The organism is Marinicrinis sediminis, from assembly GCF_042685085.1.
Taxonomy (GTDB): domain Bacteria; phylum Bacillota; class Bacilli; order Paenibacillales; family KCTC-33676; genus Marinicrinis; species Marinicrinis sediminis.
The window spans coordinates 429,971-445,515 of record NZ_JBHUMM010000043.1; the positions used below are offsets into that span (position 1 = coordinate 429,971).

17 protein-coding genes are annotated in these 15,545 nt (G+C 50.5%); 16 read left to right on the top strand and 1 reads right to left on the bottom strand.

The annotated features are described in order from the left end of the window. Nucleotides 1–30: 30 nt before the first annotated feature. The 5 genes from ACFSUC_RS15830 to ACFSUC_RS15850 are packed head-to-tail and all read left to right on the top strand — an operon-like array spanning nucleotide 31 to nucleotide 4,015. Entirely contained in the window at nucleotides 31–942 is a 912-nt protein-coding gene (locus ACFSUC_RS15830) for a DMT family transporter (RefSeq protein WP_379930596.1), read from the top strand. A gap of 45 nt (nucleotides 943–987) precedes the next feature. Then, nucleotides 988–1,869 carry a deoxyribonuclease IV gene (locus tag ACFSUC_RS15835; RefSeq protein WP_379930597.1) on the top strand — a complete coding sequence of 294 codons (882 nt, stop codon included), beginning with the start codon at nucleotides 988–990 and terminating at the stop codon, nucleotides 1,867–1,869. A 23-nt stretch (nucleotides 1,870–1,892) separates the two neighbouring features. Next, nucleotides 1,893–2,240, top strand: coding sequence for a cyclic-phosphate processing receiver domain-containing protein (locus ACFSUC_RS15840; protein WP_379930598.1), 348 nt, complete (start codon nucleotides 1,893–1,895; stop codon nucleotides 2,238–2,240). Between the two features lie 15 nt (nucleotides 2,241–2,255). Then, nucleotides 2,256–3,020 carry an ABC transporter ATP-binding protein gene (locus tag ACFSUC_RS15845; protein WP_379930599.1) on the top strand — a complete coding sequence of 255 codons (765 nt, stop codon included), beginning with the start codon at nucleotides 2,256–2,258 and terminating at the stop codon, nucleotides 3,018–3,020. A gap of 26 nt (nucleotides 3,021–3,046) precedes the next feature. Next, nucleotides 3,047–4,015, top strand: coding sequence for a YpdA family putative bacillithiol disulfide reductase (locus ACFSUC_RS15850; RefSeq protein WP_379930600.1), 969 nt, complete (start codon nucleotides 3,047–3,049; stop codon nucleotides 4,013–4,015). Between the two features lie 103 nt (nucleotides 4,016–4,118). On the opposite strand, the gene ACFSUC_RS15855 is transcribed toward ACFSUC_RS15850, so the two are convergent. Beyond that, nucleotides 4,119–4,292: a hypothetical protein gene (locus ACFSUC_RS15855; RefSeq protein WP_379930601.1), complete on the bottom strand. Its 174-nt coding sequence runs from the start codon at nucleotides 4,290–4,292 to the stop codon at nucleotides 4,119–4,121. A gap of 305 nt (nucleotides 4,293–4,597) precedes the next feature. On the opposite strand from ACFSUC_RS15855, the gene ACFSUC_RS15860 reads away from it, so the two are divergent. The 11 genes from ACFSUC_RS15860 to ACFSUC_RS15910 all read left to right on the top strand — a co-directional run bounded on the left by ACFSUC_RS15860 (nucleotide 4,598) and on the right by ACFSUC_RS15910 (nucleotide 15,538). Next, nucleotides 4,598–6,154 carry a serine/threonine protein kinase gene (locus ACFSUC_RS15860; protein ID WP_379930602.1) on the top strand — a complete coding sequence of 519 codons (1,557 nt, stop codon included), beginning with the start codon at nucleotides 4,598–4,600 and terminating at the stop codon, nucleotides 6,152–6,154. Between the two features lie 33 nt (nucleotides 6,155–6,187). After that, nucleotides 6,188–6,403 carry a hypothetical protein gene (locus tag ACFSUC_RS15865; protein WP_379930603.1) on the top strand — a complete coding sequence of 72 codons (216 nt, stop codon included), beginning with the start codon at nucleotides 6,188–6,190 and terminating at the stop codon, nucleotides 6,401–6,403. A gap of 17 nt (nucleotides 6,404–6,420) precedes the next feature. Beyond that, nucleotides 6,421–7,686 carry a hypothetical protein gene (locus ACFSUC_RS15870; RefSeq protein ID WP_379930604.1) on the top strand — a complete coding sequence of 422 codons (1,266 nt, stop codon included), beginning with the start codon at nucleotides 6,421–6,423 and terminating at the stop codon, nucleotides 7,684–7,686. Beyond that, nucleotides 7,661–8,905, top strand: coding sequence for a CpaF family protein (locus ACFSUC_RS15875; RefSeq protein ID WP_379930605.1), 1,245 nt, complete (start codon nucleotides 7,661–7,663; stop codon nucleotides 8,903–8,905). The genes ACFSUC_RS15870 and ACFSUC_RS15875 overlap by 26 nt, the downstream gene beginning before the upstream one ends. Continuing rightward, nucleotides 8,902–9,687: a type II secretion system F family protein gene (locus tag ACFSUC_RS15880; protein WP_379930606.1), complete on the top strand. Its 786-nt coding sequence runs from the start codon at nucleotides 8,902–8,904 to the stop codon at nucleotides 9,685–9,687. The genes ACFSUC_RS15875 and ACFSUC_RS15880 overlap by 4 nt, the downstream gene beginning before the upstream one ends. 116 nt (nucleotides 9,688–9,803) lie before the next feature. Further along, nucleotides 9,804–10,670, top strand: coding sequence for a type II secretion system protein (locus ACFSUC_RS15885; RefSeq protein WP_379930607.1), 867 nt, complete (start codon nucleotides 9,804–9,806; stop codon nucleotides 10,668–10,670). Between the two features lie 49 nt (nucleotides 10,671–10,719). Then, complete coding sequence (locus ACFSUC_RS15890) at nucleotides 10,720–10,935, top strand: Flp1 family type IVb pilin (RefSeq protein WP_379930608.1); 216 nt, start codon at nucleotides 10,720–10,722, stop codon at nucleotides 10,933–10,935. Nucleotides 10,936–11,036: 101 nt separating this feature from the next. Then, nucleotides 11,037–12,044, top strand: coding sequence for a TadE/TadG family type IV pilus assembly protein (locus tag ACFSUC_RS15895; RefSeq protein WP_379930609.1), 1,008 nt, complete (start codon nucleotides 11,037–11,039; stop codon nucleotides 12,042–12,044). Nucleotides 12,045–12,094: 50 nt separating this feature from the next. Next, entirely contained in the window at nucleotides 12,095–14,353 is a 2,259-nt protein-coding gene (locus ACFSUC_RS15900; RefSeq protein ID WP_379930610.1) for a DUF5702 domain-containing protein, read from the top strand. A 61-nt stretch (nucleotides 14,354–14,414) separates the two neighbouring features. Continuing rightward, nucleotides 14,415–15,017, top strand: a complete 603-nt coding sequence (locus ACFSUC_RS15905) for a TadE/TadG family type IV pilus assembly protein (protein ID WP_379930611.1) — start codon at nucleotides 14,415–14,417, stop codon at nucleotides 15,015–15,017. Next, on the top strand, nucleotides 15,017–15,538 hold the full coding sequence (locus ACFSUC_RS15910) for an A24 family peptidase (RefSeq protein WP_379930612.1): 522 nt from the start codon (nucleotides 15,017–15,019) through the stop codon (nucleotides 15,536–15,538). The genes ACFSUC_RS15905 and ACFSUC_RS15910 overlap by 1 nt, the downstream gene beginning before the upstream one ends. Nucleotides 15,539–15,545 lie beyond the last annotated feature (7 nt).

A 15,545-nucleotide genomic window follows, 5' to 3' on the forward strand; every position in this document is an offset into this window, starting at 1 on the left:
TTGCGATGAACACGTAAGGAGTCCAACATAATGAAAGTGGTTTATTTTATTCTGTTGCTCGCGACAAGCATGTTGTGGGCAGGGAACTTTGTAGCCGGGAAATTCACAGTGGGGCATGCCGATCCGCTCATGATGAGTTTTTTGCGTTATGTGATTGCGGTGGCGGTTCTATTTCCGCTTGTCCGCTGGAAAGAGCGCAAGTTCTGGCCTTCCAGATCGTCCTTGCTGCCCCTCATCGGGATGGGCGCGACCGGCATTTTTTTATTCAATCTATTTATGTTTCAGGCGCTGCAACATACGAGTGCCATTAACACGGGCATTATTTCCGCACTGAATCCACTGGCCATTGCCCTCATGACGTTTATTTTCACAGGCCAGCGATTAAATGGGAAACAGCGTCTTGGCATGCTTACCGGATTGATCGGGGTGGTCATTGTCATTACGAGGGGCAAGGTCGATCAGCTATTCGCGCTTTCATTTAATATGGGTGATTTATATATGGTGGCGGCTGTGCTCACCTGGGGTGTCTATTCGGTATTGACCAAGTTTACGCTCAAGGATGAGGTGGGTCCGCTCTTTGCAACGTTTTGGGCAGGTCTGTTCGGACTGGGACTCATGTTGCCCTTTATATGGGGGGAGATGACGATATCTTCGCCCGACACCTCCTTCTGGATTGCCTTGCTGTATATCGGCATTGGGGCTACCGTGCTCGCGATGCTGTTCTGGAATATCGGCGTTCAAAAGGTAGGCGGTACGCAATCCGGGATGTTTCTGAATTTTAATCCGGTCTTTACCGCCCTGTTTGCGTATATATGGATCGGGGAAAGTTTGACTTGGCCGCAAGCCGCTGGAACGATGGTTGTCATCGCAGGGGTATGGTTATATACATTGGGAAATATCGAGAAGGTCAATCGATCCTCCGAGACTCCCGCGTCCCCTTGATTTACTCATTGACGCAGATGACAGGCAGAGAGGAGCAGACATGGCGTGAACGACCAGACAGCCTCACAGCGTCCCTGTATCGGTGTGCATTTGGGCATCCGTAACGGGTACTACCGTGCCGCCCGTCGTGCCCATGAACTGGGCATACCGGCTTTTCAATATTTCTCCAAAAACCCGCGCACGCTTTCCCACAAGGAAATCCCGCTGCGTGATACAGAAGCCTGTCGATCCTTCTGCCGTCAGCACGGCATTCAGTCTGTCCTTCATGCCCCCTACCCAACGAACCCTTGTCTCTCGCCGGGAGCAGAGCAAGACCGCATGGTGCGTTCGATCCTCAATGATTTACAGATTGCAGAAGCGAACGGATCGATCGGGGTCGTGGTGCATTTTGGTCATTTCAGAGGGAAAGATCCACTGCAAGGGTATCAAAACAGCATCCAGTGCCTGAATCGGGTGCTAGCACAATGGGACGGACAGGCCCGTATCCTGATTGAAAATCAGGCGGGACAAGGGACAAGGATGGGCATGACCTTGGAAGAGTGTGCCACCGTGCGAAGTTGTGTGCGTGACCCTGCCAGAATTGGTTTCTGCCTCGATACGTGTCATCTGTATGCAGCGGGGCTGTGGGATGGACACAATTGGGCAAAGCTGCTGGAGCACGGCAGAAAGATAGGGTACATCCAACATGTGCAGGTCCTTCATTTGAATGATTCGCTCTATCCGTCCGGCAGTTTCCGGGATCGACATGCAGACATCGGACAGGGCGAGATCGGGAGAAAGGCGCTGGGAGAACTGTTATCTTCGTTTCAGCATGTGCCTGTCCCCGTCATATTGGAAACCCGAGCCTCGAAGCAGGACGATCCCCGGATGGAATGGCACAACGCGATGTCTCTTGCACAGCGGAGCGATGGAAGGAAGGACAAGTAAGAAACCAGTGGGAGAGTGAGAGAATGGGAGAAATGGAGAAGGTACACGTTTATCTGGATGACTGGAGACCCTGTCCGGAAGGCTTTGTCCTGGCCAAAAATGCAGAGGAATGCCTGCTGCTGCTTCGCGAATGTCGTGTGGGCATTTTATCGCTGGATCATGATCTCGGTGCAGGTGAATTAACGGGAACGGACCTGGTTATTCAGATGATTCAGGAGCGGCTTTTTGCCGATGTCATATACTTGCATACGTCCAGCCTGGAAGGGAAGCGCCGCATGCATGACATGCTGCAAGCCTCGAAGCCGGAGCATGTCGTGGTGTTCCCGTATCCGATACCGAATGAAGTGCTGAACGAGTTCCGACCACAGTAAGAGGAGGATGACAGGATGATTCATTTTAAAGACGTTTCCCTGATACGGGAGCAGCGCACCATATTGTCCGATATTCAGCTAGATATACGTCAGGGAGAGCAGTGGATGATCCTGGGCCGAAACGGTTCGGGAAAAACGACCATACTGGAAATGATAAACGGGTACCTGTTTCCGACTCGGGGACAAGTTCACGTGCTGGGTGAGCGCTATGGACAGACCGATGTACGGGAAGTAAGAAAACGAATCGGTTATATCAGTCCTTCCCTGATCGAGAAGCTTCACCTTTCCGATCCGGTATGGGAAGTTGCTGCGACCGGCTTGTTCGGCTATTTGCGATTCTATCAGACGATTCCTCCGGAAGTAGAAGAAGAGGCGGTTCAGATGTTGGACCGCTTCAAAATCGCCCATTTGCGTCATTCACCGCTTGGGGTCCTCTCCCAGGGAGAACGGAAAAAAGTGATGCTGGCCAGAGCCATGCTCAGTAAACCGGAACTGCTCATTCTGGATGAGCCGTGTGCCGGACTGGATCTGTATGAACGGGAGAAATTGCTTCAGGATCTGACCATGCTGGCAGAGCAGGGGATGCCCATGGTCTATGTCTCTCACCACATTGAAGAATTGATGCCATTCTTCACGCATGTCTGCATCATTGAGCAAGGAAAGATTGCTGCAGCAGGACCCAAGCATGACGTCATCAGACCTGAACAATTTGCAGACATCTTCGATGTCAAGGTACAATTAAGCTGGGAGGCTGGTCGTCCCTGGATTCACGTTGTGTGAGCCATGTTCAGGAAGGGGGAAGCATCATGGAGCAAGTCATCATCGTCGGCGGCGGCCCCTGTGGCATTGCAGCCGCCATTGCCTGCAAGCAAGCCGGCTTCGATCCGCTTGTGATTGAGAAAGGCAGCATCGTACAGTCCATCTATCAGTATCCGACCTATCTGGTCTTTCACAGCACGTCAGAGAATCTGGAGATAGGGAATTATCCCTTTATGAGTGTGCAGGAGAAGCCAACCCGGCAGGAAGCGCTTCAGTATTATCGAACTGTGGCAGAGCGCGAACAGCTGCGTGTCCATACGTACGAGAAGGTCATCGCGGTCAATCGAGACGAAAAGGGTTTCAAGGTAGAAACGAAGGATCGGTTCGGGAAAAGCCACGCATATAGGGCACAAAACCTGATTATGGCAACCGGATATTTTGATCATCCCAACCATTTGGGCATACCTGGGGAGGATTTGCTGAAGGTGTCGCATTTTTATCAGGAGGCACATCCCTATCACCAAATGAAAGTAGCCGTCATCGGCGGAAAAAATTCAGCCATTGATGCTGCACTGGATCTGCTTCGGGTCGGCGCTGAGGTAACCGTCATTTACCGCCAGGATCAGCTGTCTCCAAGTGTAAAGGCATGGGTGCGACCGGTATTTGAGAGCATGGTGGATAAGGGCAAGATCCATATGCTCTGGAACACCGAAGTCACGCGCATTACGGCGGAGAGTATTACCGTGAAAGACAAGGAGAACGAACGGACAATAGAAAATGATTTTGTATTGGCTTTGACTGGTTTTCGTCCTGACCGGGCATTTCTGGAGAACATGGGGGTTCAGCTCGATGAGCAGCATGATGCGCCTCTGCATGACCCGGAGACAATGGAAACGAACGTTCCCGGACTGTACATCGCAGGCGTCATCGCTGCAGGTAGAGAGGCCAATGCAATTTTTATAGAGAATGGCAGACACCATGGCAGTAAAATAGCCCGACACATGCTTGCGAAGTAATTGAAACATGTTTGCAAAAAAATAAAAATGGAGCCGCTCCCCGACACCGTACAGTGGGAGCGGCTCCATTTTTTAGGATAGAACCTATCATTGCAAATACGTGTTATTGCGAATGTGTGTTTCGCAGACTATATTGGTTGGCATGGAACTCCTTCAGCATTCTTTGCTTCATTTGTTGGTCATGCTCATTCAATCCGTGCTGATTTTCCTGAATCAGATACTGGGAAATCTCTTTTCTTAGCAATTCATTTTTTCTTTCTAGTGTTTGATGTGCCATGTGAGGCCTCTTCACTCCTTTTGACGCGATGGACGTCATTTTTGTCTTCCATGATGAATGCCATCATGTCTGATCACGCTGGATCAACTACACTTTAATTATACCCACCCCTAAGTAGGATTGAAACAGCACTGTAACATGACGTGGCAGATAGGAGTGGAGTGAATCCGGCTGAGATCAGGATAGTACATGGAGATATACAATTGCGCGCAAATCCTCCACGATGCAGCAAGATTCATCGTCACAGCATTTGGAAATTGTGCTATACTGTTGAGCAACAGGTTCAGAGTCAGGGGGAAGTCATAATGAAAAAGCCATCTTCTTACCAGCCAGGTGATCTGCTCGCAGGGCGTTACCGCTTGATCAGGGAGTTGGGTCAGGGAGGCATGGGTGCGGTCTATGCGGTAGAGGATCTGCATCTCAATGGAAAGCAATGGGCGGTCAAAATCATGGATGCCGATGAAAAACTGGCGGCAGAAAGCGAGCTGAAGCTGTTGATGGAGCTCAGTCACCCGTTTCTGCCGCGCATCGTTGATGCCATTCAGACGCATGATTCACAAAGCGTCATCATTGTGATGGATTACATAGAGGGCGTTACCCTGCAGCAATTATTTGTGAATCAGCAGCATCAGCTGTCTGATGAGCAGTTGCTGAAATGGACACGACAATTGTGCGAGGTGCTGGATTATTTGCACAGTCAGGCTCAACCTGTCATTTATCGGGACCTGAAGCCTGCCAATATCATGATTGATCCAAATGACAATATGAAGCTGATCGATTTTGGTATTTCCCGCAGATACGACACGATGCAGACAAGCGATACCAGACAGCTTGGGACGATAGGCTTTGCAGCCCCGGAACAGTATGCAGGTCACCAGTCTGGTCCTCGTACGGATCTGTACGTCCTTGGTGCCTGCTTGTATTATCTGCTGTCAGGAGGCGAGCATGCAGTACCTGTGGAGAATGAGCAAGCAGAGAGCTTGCAGCTAGTCCCTGACAAATGGCGAGCGATCCTGTATCGATTGCTCCAGCAAAATCCGCTGTATCGTTATGCCAATGTGAAGCAGCTGCAGCAGGATCTGCGCGAGCTGGAGGGGCTGGCGGGTCCCGCGAACCCAATGAAGAGGTCGGGTCATCGACCGAAAATTATTGCCGTTTCGGGAATTGATCAGCATGTTGGAGCCAGCTTTATGGCAGAAGCCATTGCCATCTATCTTGGCCAATTGTTTTTGTCGTCGTGTGTGCTGGAGTTAAAAGGCATCTCTGCGTCCATGAGCGGTGCCGATGCCAGCCTGCTTCATGAAGAAATGCAGCTCAGCAAACGAACGGTGAAGGAAATTTATTATGTAAATGTCGATTGGGGCCGATCCCTTCAATCCACCGTTGATGCTCTTCAAGACAAAATAAACGGCAGAGCGGACATGGCTTGCTGGGTGCTGGATTTGTCCGAGCACCTTCATTTGATCGATTCGCTGCATACGATGATAGACGAATGGGTCATCGTAGCCGATGCGAGCCCGCGACGTTTTAACAGCAGGCACGCCGAATTGGCTTTTCAGAAGGCTGCGACGTACAGGCAAAAGGGATATTCCGTCCATTTCATCGGCAATCGTGATCCGGGACCCCACTTTCACGCCCAATGGGCGGGCAGCTTTCCCTGGAAGCCCATTTGTTTCGTGGATAATATTCCGTATGCGGAATGGATCAAGGCGGAGTATCAAGGAAAGCATGTGTTAAGCAACCGGGACTGGTTCGAGACATGCCGGGAATGTCTTGCGCCTTACTTGCAGCACTGGCAACATCACGTACAGCCGAAGCCAAGTCGGAAGGGTTGGATCGCCAGAATGCGCAAAAATGGTTGAAAATTGGAGGAATATAGGATATATTAGTTTCAATTGAATGAAATCAAAGCGGAAGCACCGCTCACAGCTGATCAGAAGAGGATTCAGCTTGTGGGTGGTGCTTATTTTTTTGGTCTGGATATAAATGGAAACCAGGGAGGGCTGGAGATGAATCTGACCAGGCAGCAGCAGAAAACGCTCATGATCTTAACCGCCGCTGGCGGGATGTTTACGATTTTTGGCGTGCTGAAATTATTCGGGATTTTATGAAGAAAGGGGGGGACAAGATGCTGTTGTATCTCGTGCTCGAAGATGAGGCGTATATGAATTTGTTCAGTCGATTCGTGGCCTCATCGGATACACTCCGCATGCAATATACATGCAAAACCTTTACGTCTGTCAACACCCTGCAAGCATCTTGGAAACAGGAGGCAGGTGAGGGAATGATCCTGACTTCTCCGTCCCTGTGCGAAGAAGTAGACACGGTCTTGTCACAGAGTCTGCCCACAGAACGGCGCCTGCACAAGGTAATCCTGGTTGAACATCCAGCCGGGGCTGTCCGTTCCGGTTGGCAGAGGGTGGAAAAGTATCAGTCTGTAGAGGATTTACTCATACAGGCCAGAGAGGGCTTTCAGCAGGCGTACACGCCTCACGTTCCTACGCCGGAAAAGGAGTCTGTTCATCCTGCCGGCGATACCCTTCTCGTTGGACTCACCTCGGTGAGCGGAGGGGCAGGAAAGTCGATTCTCGCACTGGCGCTCATCCAAAAGCTGCAAAGCGCTGGCAAGAAGGCCTTGTATGTATCTCTGGAGAGCTTGCCATCACTTGAAACGTATGACCGATCAAGCAAGACCTGGAGAGCGGATGACCTGAGTGACCAAACAGATATCCCTGACGATGACGCCACTGGCCCGACAGGGCTGGATCATATTCATTATCTGCTGCGTACTCGTCCGGATGAGGTGCATACAGCGCTGGTTGACAGTTTGGTTCATAGTGAAACGCTGCGTGTGACCTATCTGCCCTCCTTTCAGACAACAAGAGCCTGGTCAGAACTGACAGTAGAGGATGTTCAGCTGCTTGCGGACCGGCTTCGCGCGCAGCCCTTTGATTTCGTCATTGTGGAAGCAGAGAGCGGAATAAGCGAGATTGGCAGGGCGCTGCAACAGCGCTGCGACGTGCAGTTGCATGTGGTCAACGATGATGTTCACGCGATATCCAAGCTAACCAGATACAAGGCAGAACAGGCGGAGCGTGTCGCGCTTGGAGAGGGAATGGCGGCGAAAGAAAACCAGTGGCTCCTGAACGGGATCGTGGTCAACCGGTGCGGCCCTTCCAGAGAGGAACGACGGGCACTTGAACAATGGGCAGATGTTCTGTTTGAGCTTCCTTACGTACCAGAATGGAAATGGGTGACTTCCCCGCAATGGACACAGCCGCCCCAGGCCTATCAGGTGGCGGTGATGCAACTGGCCAAACAGCTGCTGCAACTGAAAGGTAATCATAGCAAGCAAAAGGGATGGTCACATGGAGCAGTTCATTCAGCAAATTAAGAACAGGCTGCGGGAAGCGATTGAATACGAGGATTTTTCGACAGATGAGGAGCTGAAACAATGGATTGAGCGTCAGGTGTTGAATCTGGGAGCCCGGTACACGGTCTCGGAAAAACAGCAGATGATCGCCCGAATTTATCATTCCATTCGCGGTTACGATGTTCTTCAGCCTTATATCGATGACCCGCAGATTACAGAGATTATGATCAACGGACATGACCAGATTTTCATTGAGCGGGAAGGTCAGGTACTGCAGGCTCCCATGCAATTCGAGAGCAAAGAGAAGCTGGAAGATGTCATTCAGATGATTGTCGGTCAGGTCAACCGGATCGTCAATGAAAGCACCCCGATTGTGGATGCGAGACTGCCTGACGGCTCCAGGGTAAATGTCGTCCTTCCTCCCATTGCACTGGACGGGCCTACGATGACCATTCGGAAATTTCCCGAACAACCGATTCATATGCAGGACCTCGTCCGATTTGGCTCGGTGACGGAGGAAGCAGCCGACATGCTCAAAATGCTCGTCCAGGCCAAATACAATATTTTCATTGGTGGTGGTACAGGTTCAGGAAAGACGACGTTTCTCAATGCCCTGGCTCAATTCATTCCGCCCGATGAGCGTATCATTACGATTGAGGATTCCGCAGAACTTCAGATTCGCACGGTTCCGAACCTGGTGCGAATGGAGACGCGCAATGCGAATACAGAGGGCAAGGGAGAGATTCCCATTCGTCAGTTGATTCGCTCCTCTCTGCGGATGCGTCCCAATCGGATTGTGGTCGGGGAAGTGCGGGGGGCGGAAGCACTGGACATGCTGCAAGCGATGAACACCGGGCATGACGGCTCCCTGTCTACCGGGCATGCCAATTCGACCAAGGATATGATCAGTCGGCTGGAGACGATGGTGCTCAGTGCGGTTCAGCTTCCGGTAGAAGTCATTCGTCAGCAAATTGCTTCTGCCATCGATATCTTTATCCATTTGTCCCGATTCCGTGATCGAAGCCGGAGAGTAGCAGAAATCAGCGAAGTCATCGGCATAGAGAATGGGCAGGTTCTGCTCAACCCGCTGTATGTTTTTGAAGAACATGAGACTTCCACGCTCGATCATATATCGGGCAGCCTGACCGCTACCGGCCATGCGATCCACAACAGAAGCAAGCTGGAGCTCGCCGGATTTCAGCGAGCAGCAACGCCCAGTGGAAGGAGCGATCGGATATGAGTGGTTCCAAACCATTTACCAGCCTGGGCAGACAGCTTCATAACGTGAAGCAGATCATGCGTGAGGACTGGACGTTCAAGCACTGGATCTTTACCGGAATCGCAGCGCTGTTTCTATGTTCTGCAGGATGGCTGTTTTTCGATCAGTGGGTAGCTGGGCTGATTCTCATGATCTTCGCACCGTTCTATCCGGTGTGGAAAAACGAGTCGTGGAAGGAGCAGAAGCGATTTCTGCTGGCAGTCGATTTCAAACAGGCGCTGGAAGTAGTCAGTTCCTATTTGCGTGCAGGCCGATCGGTGGAGAGCGCATTTCGTGAGAGCATGAAGGATCTCAGCTTCTTGTTTCCTGATCCGCAGTCTCCAATTATGACGGAGCTGAAGCGAATCAATCGCCAGGTGGATACAGGTGAGCCGATCGAGAAGGCGATCTATGCGTTTGCGGTCCGATCCAGGCAGGAAGACATCCTCAATTTCGCAGAAGTGTTTGTCATTAGCAAGCGGTCTGGGGGAAACCTGGCTGAGGTGCTGAGACGAACGGTTCAGATGATCGGTGAAAAGCTCGAAATTCAGCAAGACATTTCCGTCATTGTAGCCCAGAAGAAATTTGAATCGAGATTGCTGATGGGTGCACCGTTTTGCTTTTTGCTCTTGCTCAAAATCAGTTCGCCGGATTACATGAATCCGCTATATGCCGGAAAAGGCATTCTGATCATGCTGGTGTCTCTGATTTTGTTGATTGTTGCGATGCTGCTGTCGCACAAAATTACCGACATCAAAATTTGACCAGGAAGAATTTTCAATGTCAGGCAGGCATCAACATCTGATGAAGCAGCGACTGCGAAGCCAAACAAAGAAGTAAAAAGTTTCAGCTGCGATGTCTAACAAAGGGGGTGAGAGAGTTGCAGATGGTCTATGGGGGATGGACAGTGGTACTGTTCGTGGTGGTCGTGCTTGGCGCGATTAAGGAACGCGGTGTGCAGGCAGATCCCGGTCTGGCGGCCCGGCAAAAACGTGATTTTTGGCATGGATTTGAAATTTACGTTCAGTGGCTCAAGCTGGACAAAAGAATCGGCAAATATTACGGCATTCTGGTTCGTGATCATCGCATTCTGTTTGGTCAGGCGCAGGCGATTGAACAAACACGGTATTTTTTGAGCAAAGTGATCGGGATGGTGGTCATGATTGTATTGCTGTTGTCGCTGTGCGGTTTCAGTGCAAGTTCGGATGCGTCTCTGCTGGGCATGATGGTTCTCTTTGCTGTGATCCTTCCACTTGTGATGTACAAGCAGGTGCAGCAGCAGTTAAAACGACGCAGGATGCTGATCCTGATGGAGTTGCCGAATTTGCTGAATAAGGTCACCCTGCTTATGAACGCAGGGGAAACCTTGCAAGGAGCGATGATGAAAGCCGTCCAGGGCAAGCAGACAGATGCTCACCATCCCCTGTACAAGGAATGGTTCAGACTGGTGCAGCAGATGAAGAATCATGAGCCTTTTCAACAGGCTCTGGAAGAGTTTAACCGAAGGTGTGCTGTACAGGAGGTATCGCTGCTGACCAACACCATCCTGCTGAATTTCCGGCGGGGAGGCACAGAGTTCGTCGCAGCACTGGCAGGCTTGTCCTTCCAATTGTGGGAGGCTCGCAAGGCTGCCGCCAAAACACTCGGGGAAGAAGCATCATCGAAACTAGTCTTTCCGATGGTGCTCGTTTTTCTGATCGTACTGACCATTACGGCAGCCCCCGCGATCCTGTCGGTCAGCTTTTAGCAAGCCGCGACATACAAACCTATGTATAGATTCTGGAGGAGGAACACATATGAATTGGTTGTCAAACAAATGGAAAGCCGTATGGAAAGAAGAAAAGGGTCTGGGAACGCTGGAGATTTTGCTCATTATTGCCGTGTTAGTCGTTATCGCAGTCGTATTCCGAAAATGGATCGTGAGCTGGGTAAATCAGCTTTTCACTGATACTCAAGAGGAAATTGATACTATTGATAACCTAAGACCAAGTGATCCGCCAGCGACGCCATAATAAGCTACGGCAACATAATCAACATGAAGCACGCTGATTCACTTGTTCATCGGTATGAGGCGTGAAAGTCAAAGGAGTAGCGAATAAGGGCAGGTGTGGGAATGCGAGTGTTAGAAAAATCGAGACAGCTTAAACGGAATGAAGCAGGTTCTTTTACACTGGAGGCGGCGATTATTCTGCCCGTTCTCCTGCTTGCCGTATTCATGTTCTTTGCTTTGACCGAAACGGTGTATCAGCGAATAGCGACTGAGCAGGAAATTCATAGCGGCGTGGAGAGAAGTGCCTATGTCTGGAACAATAGTGCCCGTGATCTGGTAACCGGAGAGGTGCACCCGGGTCAAACGGACGGATTGTACTGGCGCTGGACGAGCAATGATCTGTTCGGATGGATCAGAGGAGGGACACAGAGCAGTACCTATTCCTTCCCGGATGGTCCTCAAAACAGTGGCCTCCTCCACCGCAAACTGAGTCGGATCAATCAGATGGTTGAATCGCCGGACTATGGGGAACTGGACTTCAATCATTACTGGCTTTTTCAACTGATTAACGGACAAGAGACGCATACACCTGATTCGGCGTTCTTTAGATGGAAGGTGATCGAGGCGCCGGAACTGGAAGTGGCCAGCCGTTCTTATGTGGTGGACCCGATTGAACTGAATCGGACCGTGGACTTTCTGACTACATACGCGCAAAAGCTGACTCAGCGCAACATAGACAAGCGGCAAGCGCAGGAAAAAACCGCTGCGTTTATCGCGCTCAAAAATGAGAACGCCAGCATCGGCAGTCATGTCGAGGCGGTGGCCTATACCAGAAAGCTGGTCGGTTCCGTTCGCCACGATTTTTACCTGCAAACCTCTGAGGGGAAACGAAAAATCGATGCGTTGGACAAAGATCAGGTTGTCCATCAGGCGTATTATTCCTTTACAAAATCCAGTCTGGCCCCGCAGATGCGAAAGGATGCTGAGCTGTTGAAGAACAGCAAGGATGTAAACGGGATCGTCTATCATTTTTACAAGAAGGGCCGAAACGGAACCGTTGGGCCGGATGCGGCATTGAGAAAGGAAATCGAAGCGCTGGGAATCGTGGTTGTCATTCATGATGGTGAATGATGGGTCGTTGGCGGGCAACTGGCGCCCACGGAGGCGAAAGGAAGGGAAACATGAACAAGCTGTGGCATTCCGAACGAGGAGCAGTCTCCATTTTCTTCATGATCATCCTGGCTGCGGTCTTTCTGTTTCAGGCTATATTTGTTGACTTCGCACGCATCAAGGCTGCCGAGTATGAGACGGAGCGAGCTGTAAAGGCGGCTGTACGCTCTCTTCATGCGGGCTATGATCTGGACCTCGCCACCTATGGGCTATATGCGATCGCGAACAAGGATGAGATGGAGAACGTTGTCCAGCAGGTTACACAGGATAATCTGCCCCCGGATCAGAACTGGTTCAGCAGTCCGGAGTTAGGCGAGATTGAGGTCAGTTCCGAGCATGCACTGGCGAACCATGGTGTATTTGAGCAGCAGATTCTGGAAGAGATGAAATATGCGGCTCCCATCGAATACATGACAGATGTGTGGGAGAAGTGGAAGGCAGGGGGCCTCGATCTCAAGCTGTCCGAAGCGTCCCGGATGTCAGACAAGCTAAAGGACCTGGAAAGCATCATCGAGGAGCGGGAGGACGCCCTGGATGAGGCGATGGACATGACGATCGAACTCGTAAGAAAAGAAGGGAACTATCACCGTTTTTCAATGTCCATGCAGCGAATGCTGAGTGAAATGGATGGACTGGCAGGTGAACTGGGTATCCACAGTATGCATACGCTGACGACGGAAATCAGTCAGATTAGCCAATCGATGTCTGAACTTTCAGCACAGAAATCCGCTCTACAGGCACAGGCAGCCAGTCAGGCTCTCGAGGCGGCCCATGACAACAATGCGAATGCGGATACGGTTATGGACATTCAGGCGAGCATCGAGGAAATAGAGAACAGCATCGAAGAACTTTCTGAGAAGCTGTCTGACCTGAACAGCATGAAGCAGGCGGCTGAGAATCTGGCTCAGCTGGTGCTGGAAATGAAGATGGAACTGGAAGCTTCTGCACGCAGACTGGATGGTATCATTGGCAGATCCTTGATCGAGCAAATTGAACATGCACTGCAAGAAGCCCAGTCAGCTGAGAAACGTCTCATCAAGAAGTTGGAGGAGATGACGGAAGAACTGGATTTGCAAATCCATGTGTACGGTGATAATTACTTTGCTGATTACAGAAGTCAGCTAAGCGGTGTTCATGCGATGTTTACCGCATATGGTCGCTCATTTCAAGCCCACTTTTTCAGTCTCCCGGAGCGCGGAACGGATGTGCTGAATCACTTCACCGGAAAAACATATATGGATGGCTACACGTTACTGCAGCAACGAATAGAAGCACTGGAGCAAAAAAGAAACACCGTGGAAATATGGGTGCGGGAAGAAGACCGCAAGCGCAATCAACGCAATGAAAAGATTGAGGACAAGAAAAACGAACAGCGAGATCGTGCGGAGCAATCATTGAACAAGCTCATCAACACCTTCAAGTGCCCCATCAGTGGAGATGGACAACTCAAGCAACTTACCGGTCAGGACGGCCTGTATCACAAATATTTATCCTACAATGCCCAGATTGACAAGGAAACAGAATATCAAGAAAGGGAACTTGAAGACCCGGACAAGGTGGGTACAGATTCCTTTGATTTCATCGATATCATCCAAAATGCGCTTCTGAATTTTCGGGATGAGGTTTACGTCAACGAGTATGCCTTGACAAAGTTCAATTATCGGACGATGTTGCCGCCTGATGCAAAAGATTCAAGCGTCATCAATCAACAATCATTCACAAAGGCGTTGCCGCATGCGCACACGCTGTACAACCAGGAAGTCGAGTATATTCTGTACGGGCTCAGCACCTGTGAGAAGAATCTGGGCGCAGCCTATGGTGAAATATTTTTAGTGCGAATGGCTGTCAATCTGGCGGAGGCGCTCGCTTCGCCGAACAAGCAGGCTGCGCTGCTGGTGTCCCCCTGGCTGTTGTTTCTATGGGCAGTTGCCGAGGCTGCCATCGAAGCCTGGCAGGAGATGGGGGATCTGATTGCAGGGAAAGAAGTGCCACTTTCAGATAAATGGGCACGTGCTGTTACGTTCAACTACAAGGATTACTTGCGCATCTTTCTGTTGCTGCATAGTCAGGATACGAAAATGATGAGCCGCATGCAGGCCTTGATCGAACTGAATACAGGCAAGGATTTAATCAACAAGCCTGTCTATACGAGGACCTTCATGACGTTTGAGTTGGAACCGGTCTTTTTCACAGCTGTTCTTCCCATCCTTGGCAGGAGCAGTGAAGAAGGAGAAATCGTGATCACACATGAAATCTATGAATCCTATTAGAGAGGGTTATGCGTCGATTCGCGTTTAGCCTGGCACGTCAGGAACGGAAGGGGAGATGCAATTGAAACGAACATTTTGGAAACGGGAGGAGGGAGGCATAACGCTGGAGGCCGCGATTGTGCTGCCATTCCTCATGATGTTTGTCCTGGCCATGATCTCGATGATTCGAATACAAAGTGCTCACATGGCATTGCAAACGGCTGTATCGGAGACGACTAAGGTCATTTCAACCCATATGTATCCGGTCAAGCTGCTGTACGACCAGGGAATGAACACCGGAATAGGACAAGCGATCACGGGAGCGAGAGAGCAACTTCAAACCGCTTCGGAATTCACAGATGCCTATGCAGGATTGCTCCCTGATCCGCTTCCCCAAATGCTGGATGCCTTCTCGAAGGAAATAGGCAGTCAAGGCGGGAAGATGATCGATCAGGCGAAAATGGCAGCGATGAAGCCGATTTTAGCGGTATTTGCAGAAGATGTGGAGATGGATTCGGAACGTTTGCAAGTGACAGAGGTGACGCTCCCGAACCTGCAGCAGCCGGGACAAGCGTATTTCGGAGTAGAGGCGTCCTATGTAGTCAAGCTGCCTATTCCGTTTTACGAGAAAGAGCTGACGATAACGAAGCGTGCAAAAGAACGCGTATGGATAGGTGAACCTTAATGGATGTAATGAGTGGATTGGCATTCGGATTAATGGTCGTGCTGCTGGTTACGGCATTTGTACAAGATGTGACGCAAACGAAAATATCGAACAAGCTGACGCTGCCATTCATGGGACTTGGGTTGGTTGCGGCATTCATTCATGAAGGAATACCGGGAGTCATGCAGGCCATGGTCAGTATGGTGGTCTTGTTCGTTATCCTGTTTGTGCTGTTTCTGATCGGGGCGGTGGGCGCTGGTGATGTCAAGCTGTTCGCAGCCATCGGAGCGATTGGCGGGATGGAACTTTCCCTGCTTGGGCTGCTGTATTCGATCCTGTATGCGGGTGTAATCGGGCTTCTGATTTGGACATTGCGTCATACGCTGGGAGCCCAGTTGAAAAGAATTTATCACTTTATATGGACGGCTATCGTATTGAAGTCCCGCAAGGTATGGCATACGGCTTCCTCTCAGACTTCCCATTTTCCTTTTATGTGGGCGGTTCTGCCAGGGATGACGACGGCCTATTTCATGCTTGTTTAACATTCAG

Bases quoted from the DNA above. Each gene is read 5' to 3' on its own strand.
- ACFSUC_RS15830 (WP_379930596.1), top strand. From the start codon at position 31: ATGAAAGTGGTTTATTTTATTCTGTTGCTCGCGACAAGCATGTTGTGG.
- ACFSUC_RS15840 (WP_379930598.1), top strand. From the start codon at position 1,893: ATGGGAGAAATGGAGAAGGTACACGTTTATCTGGATGACTGGAGACCC.
- ACFSUC_RS15845 (WP_379930599.1), top strand. From the start codon at position 2,256: ATGATTCATTTTAAAGACGTTTCCCTGATACGGGAGCAGCGCACCATA.
- ACFSUC_RS15850 (WP_379930600.1), top strand. From the start codon at position 3,047: ATGGAGCAAGTCATCATCGTCGGCGGCGGCCCCTGTGGCATTGCAGCC.
- ACFSUC_RS15855 (WP_379930601.1), bottom strand. From the start codon at position 4,292: ATGGCACATCAAACACTAGAAAGAAAAAATGAATTGCTAAGAAAAGAG.
- ACFSUC_RS15860 (WP_379930602.1), top strand. From the start codon at position 4,598: ATGAAAAAGCCATCTTCTTACCAGCCAGGTGATCTGCTCGCAGGGCGT.
- ACFSUC_RS15870 (WP_379930604.1), top strand. From the start codon at position 6,421: ATGCTGTTGTATCTCGTGCTCGAAGATGAGGCGTATATGAATTTGTTC.
- ACFSUC_RS15875 (WP_379930605.1), top strand. From the start codon at position 7,661: ATGGAGCAGTTCATTCAGCAAATTAAGAACAGGCTGCGGGAAGCGATT.
- ACFSUC_RS15880 (WP_379930606.1), top strand. From the start codon at position 8,902: ATGAGTGGTTCCAAACCATTTACCAGCCTGGGCAGACAGCTTCATAAC.
- ACFSUC_RS15890 (WP_379930608.1), top strand. From the start codon at position 10,720: ATGAATTGGTTGTCAAACAAATGGAAAGCCGTATGGAAAGAAGAAAAG.
- ACFSUC_RS15895 (WP_379930609.1), top strand. From the start codon at position 11,037: ATGCGAGTGTTAGAAAAATCGAGACAGCTTAAACGGAATGAAGCAGGT.
- ACFSUC_RS15900 (WP_379930610.1), top strand. From the start codon at position 12,095: ATGAACAAGCTGTGGCATTCCGAACGAGGAGCAGTCTCCATTTTCTTC.
- ACFSUC_RS15910 (WP_379930612.1), top strand. From the start codon at position 15,017: ATGGATGTAATGAGTGGATTGGCATTCGGATTAATGGTCGTGCTGCTG.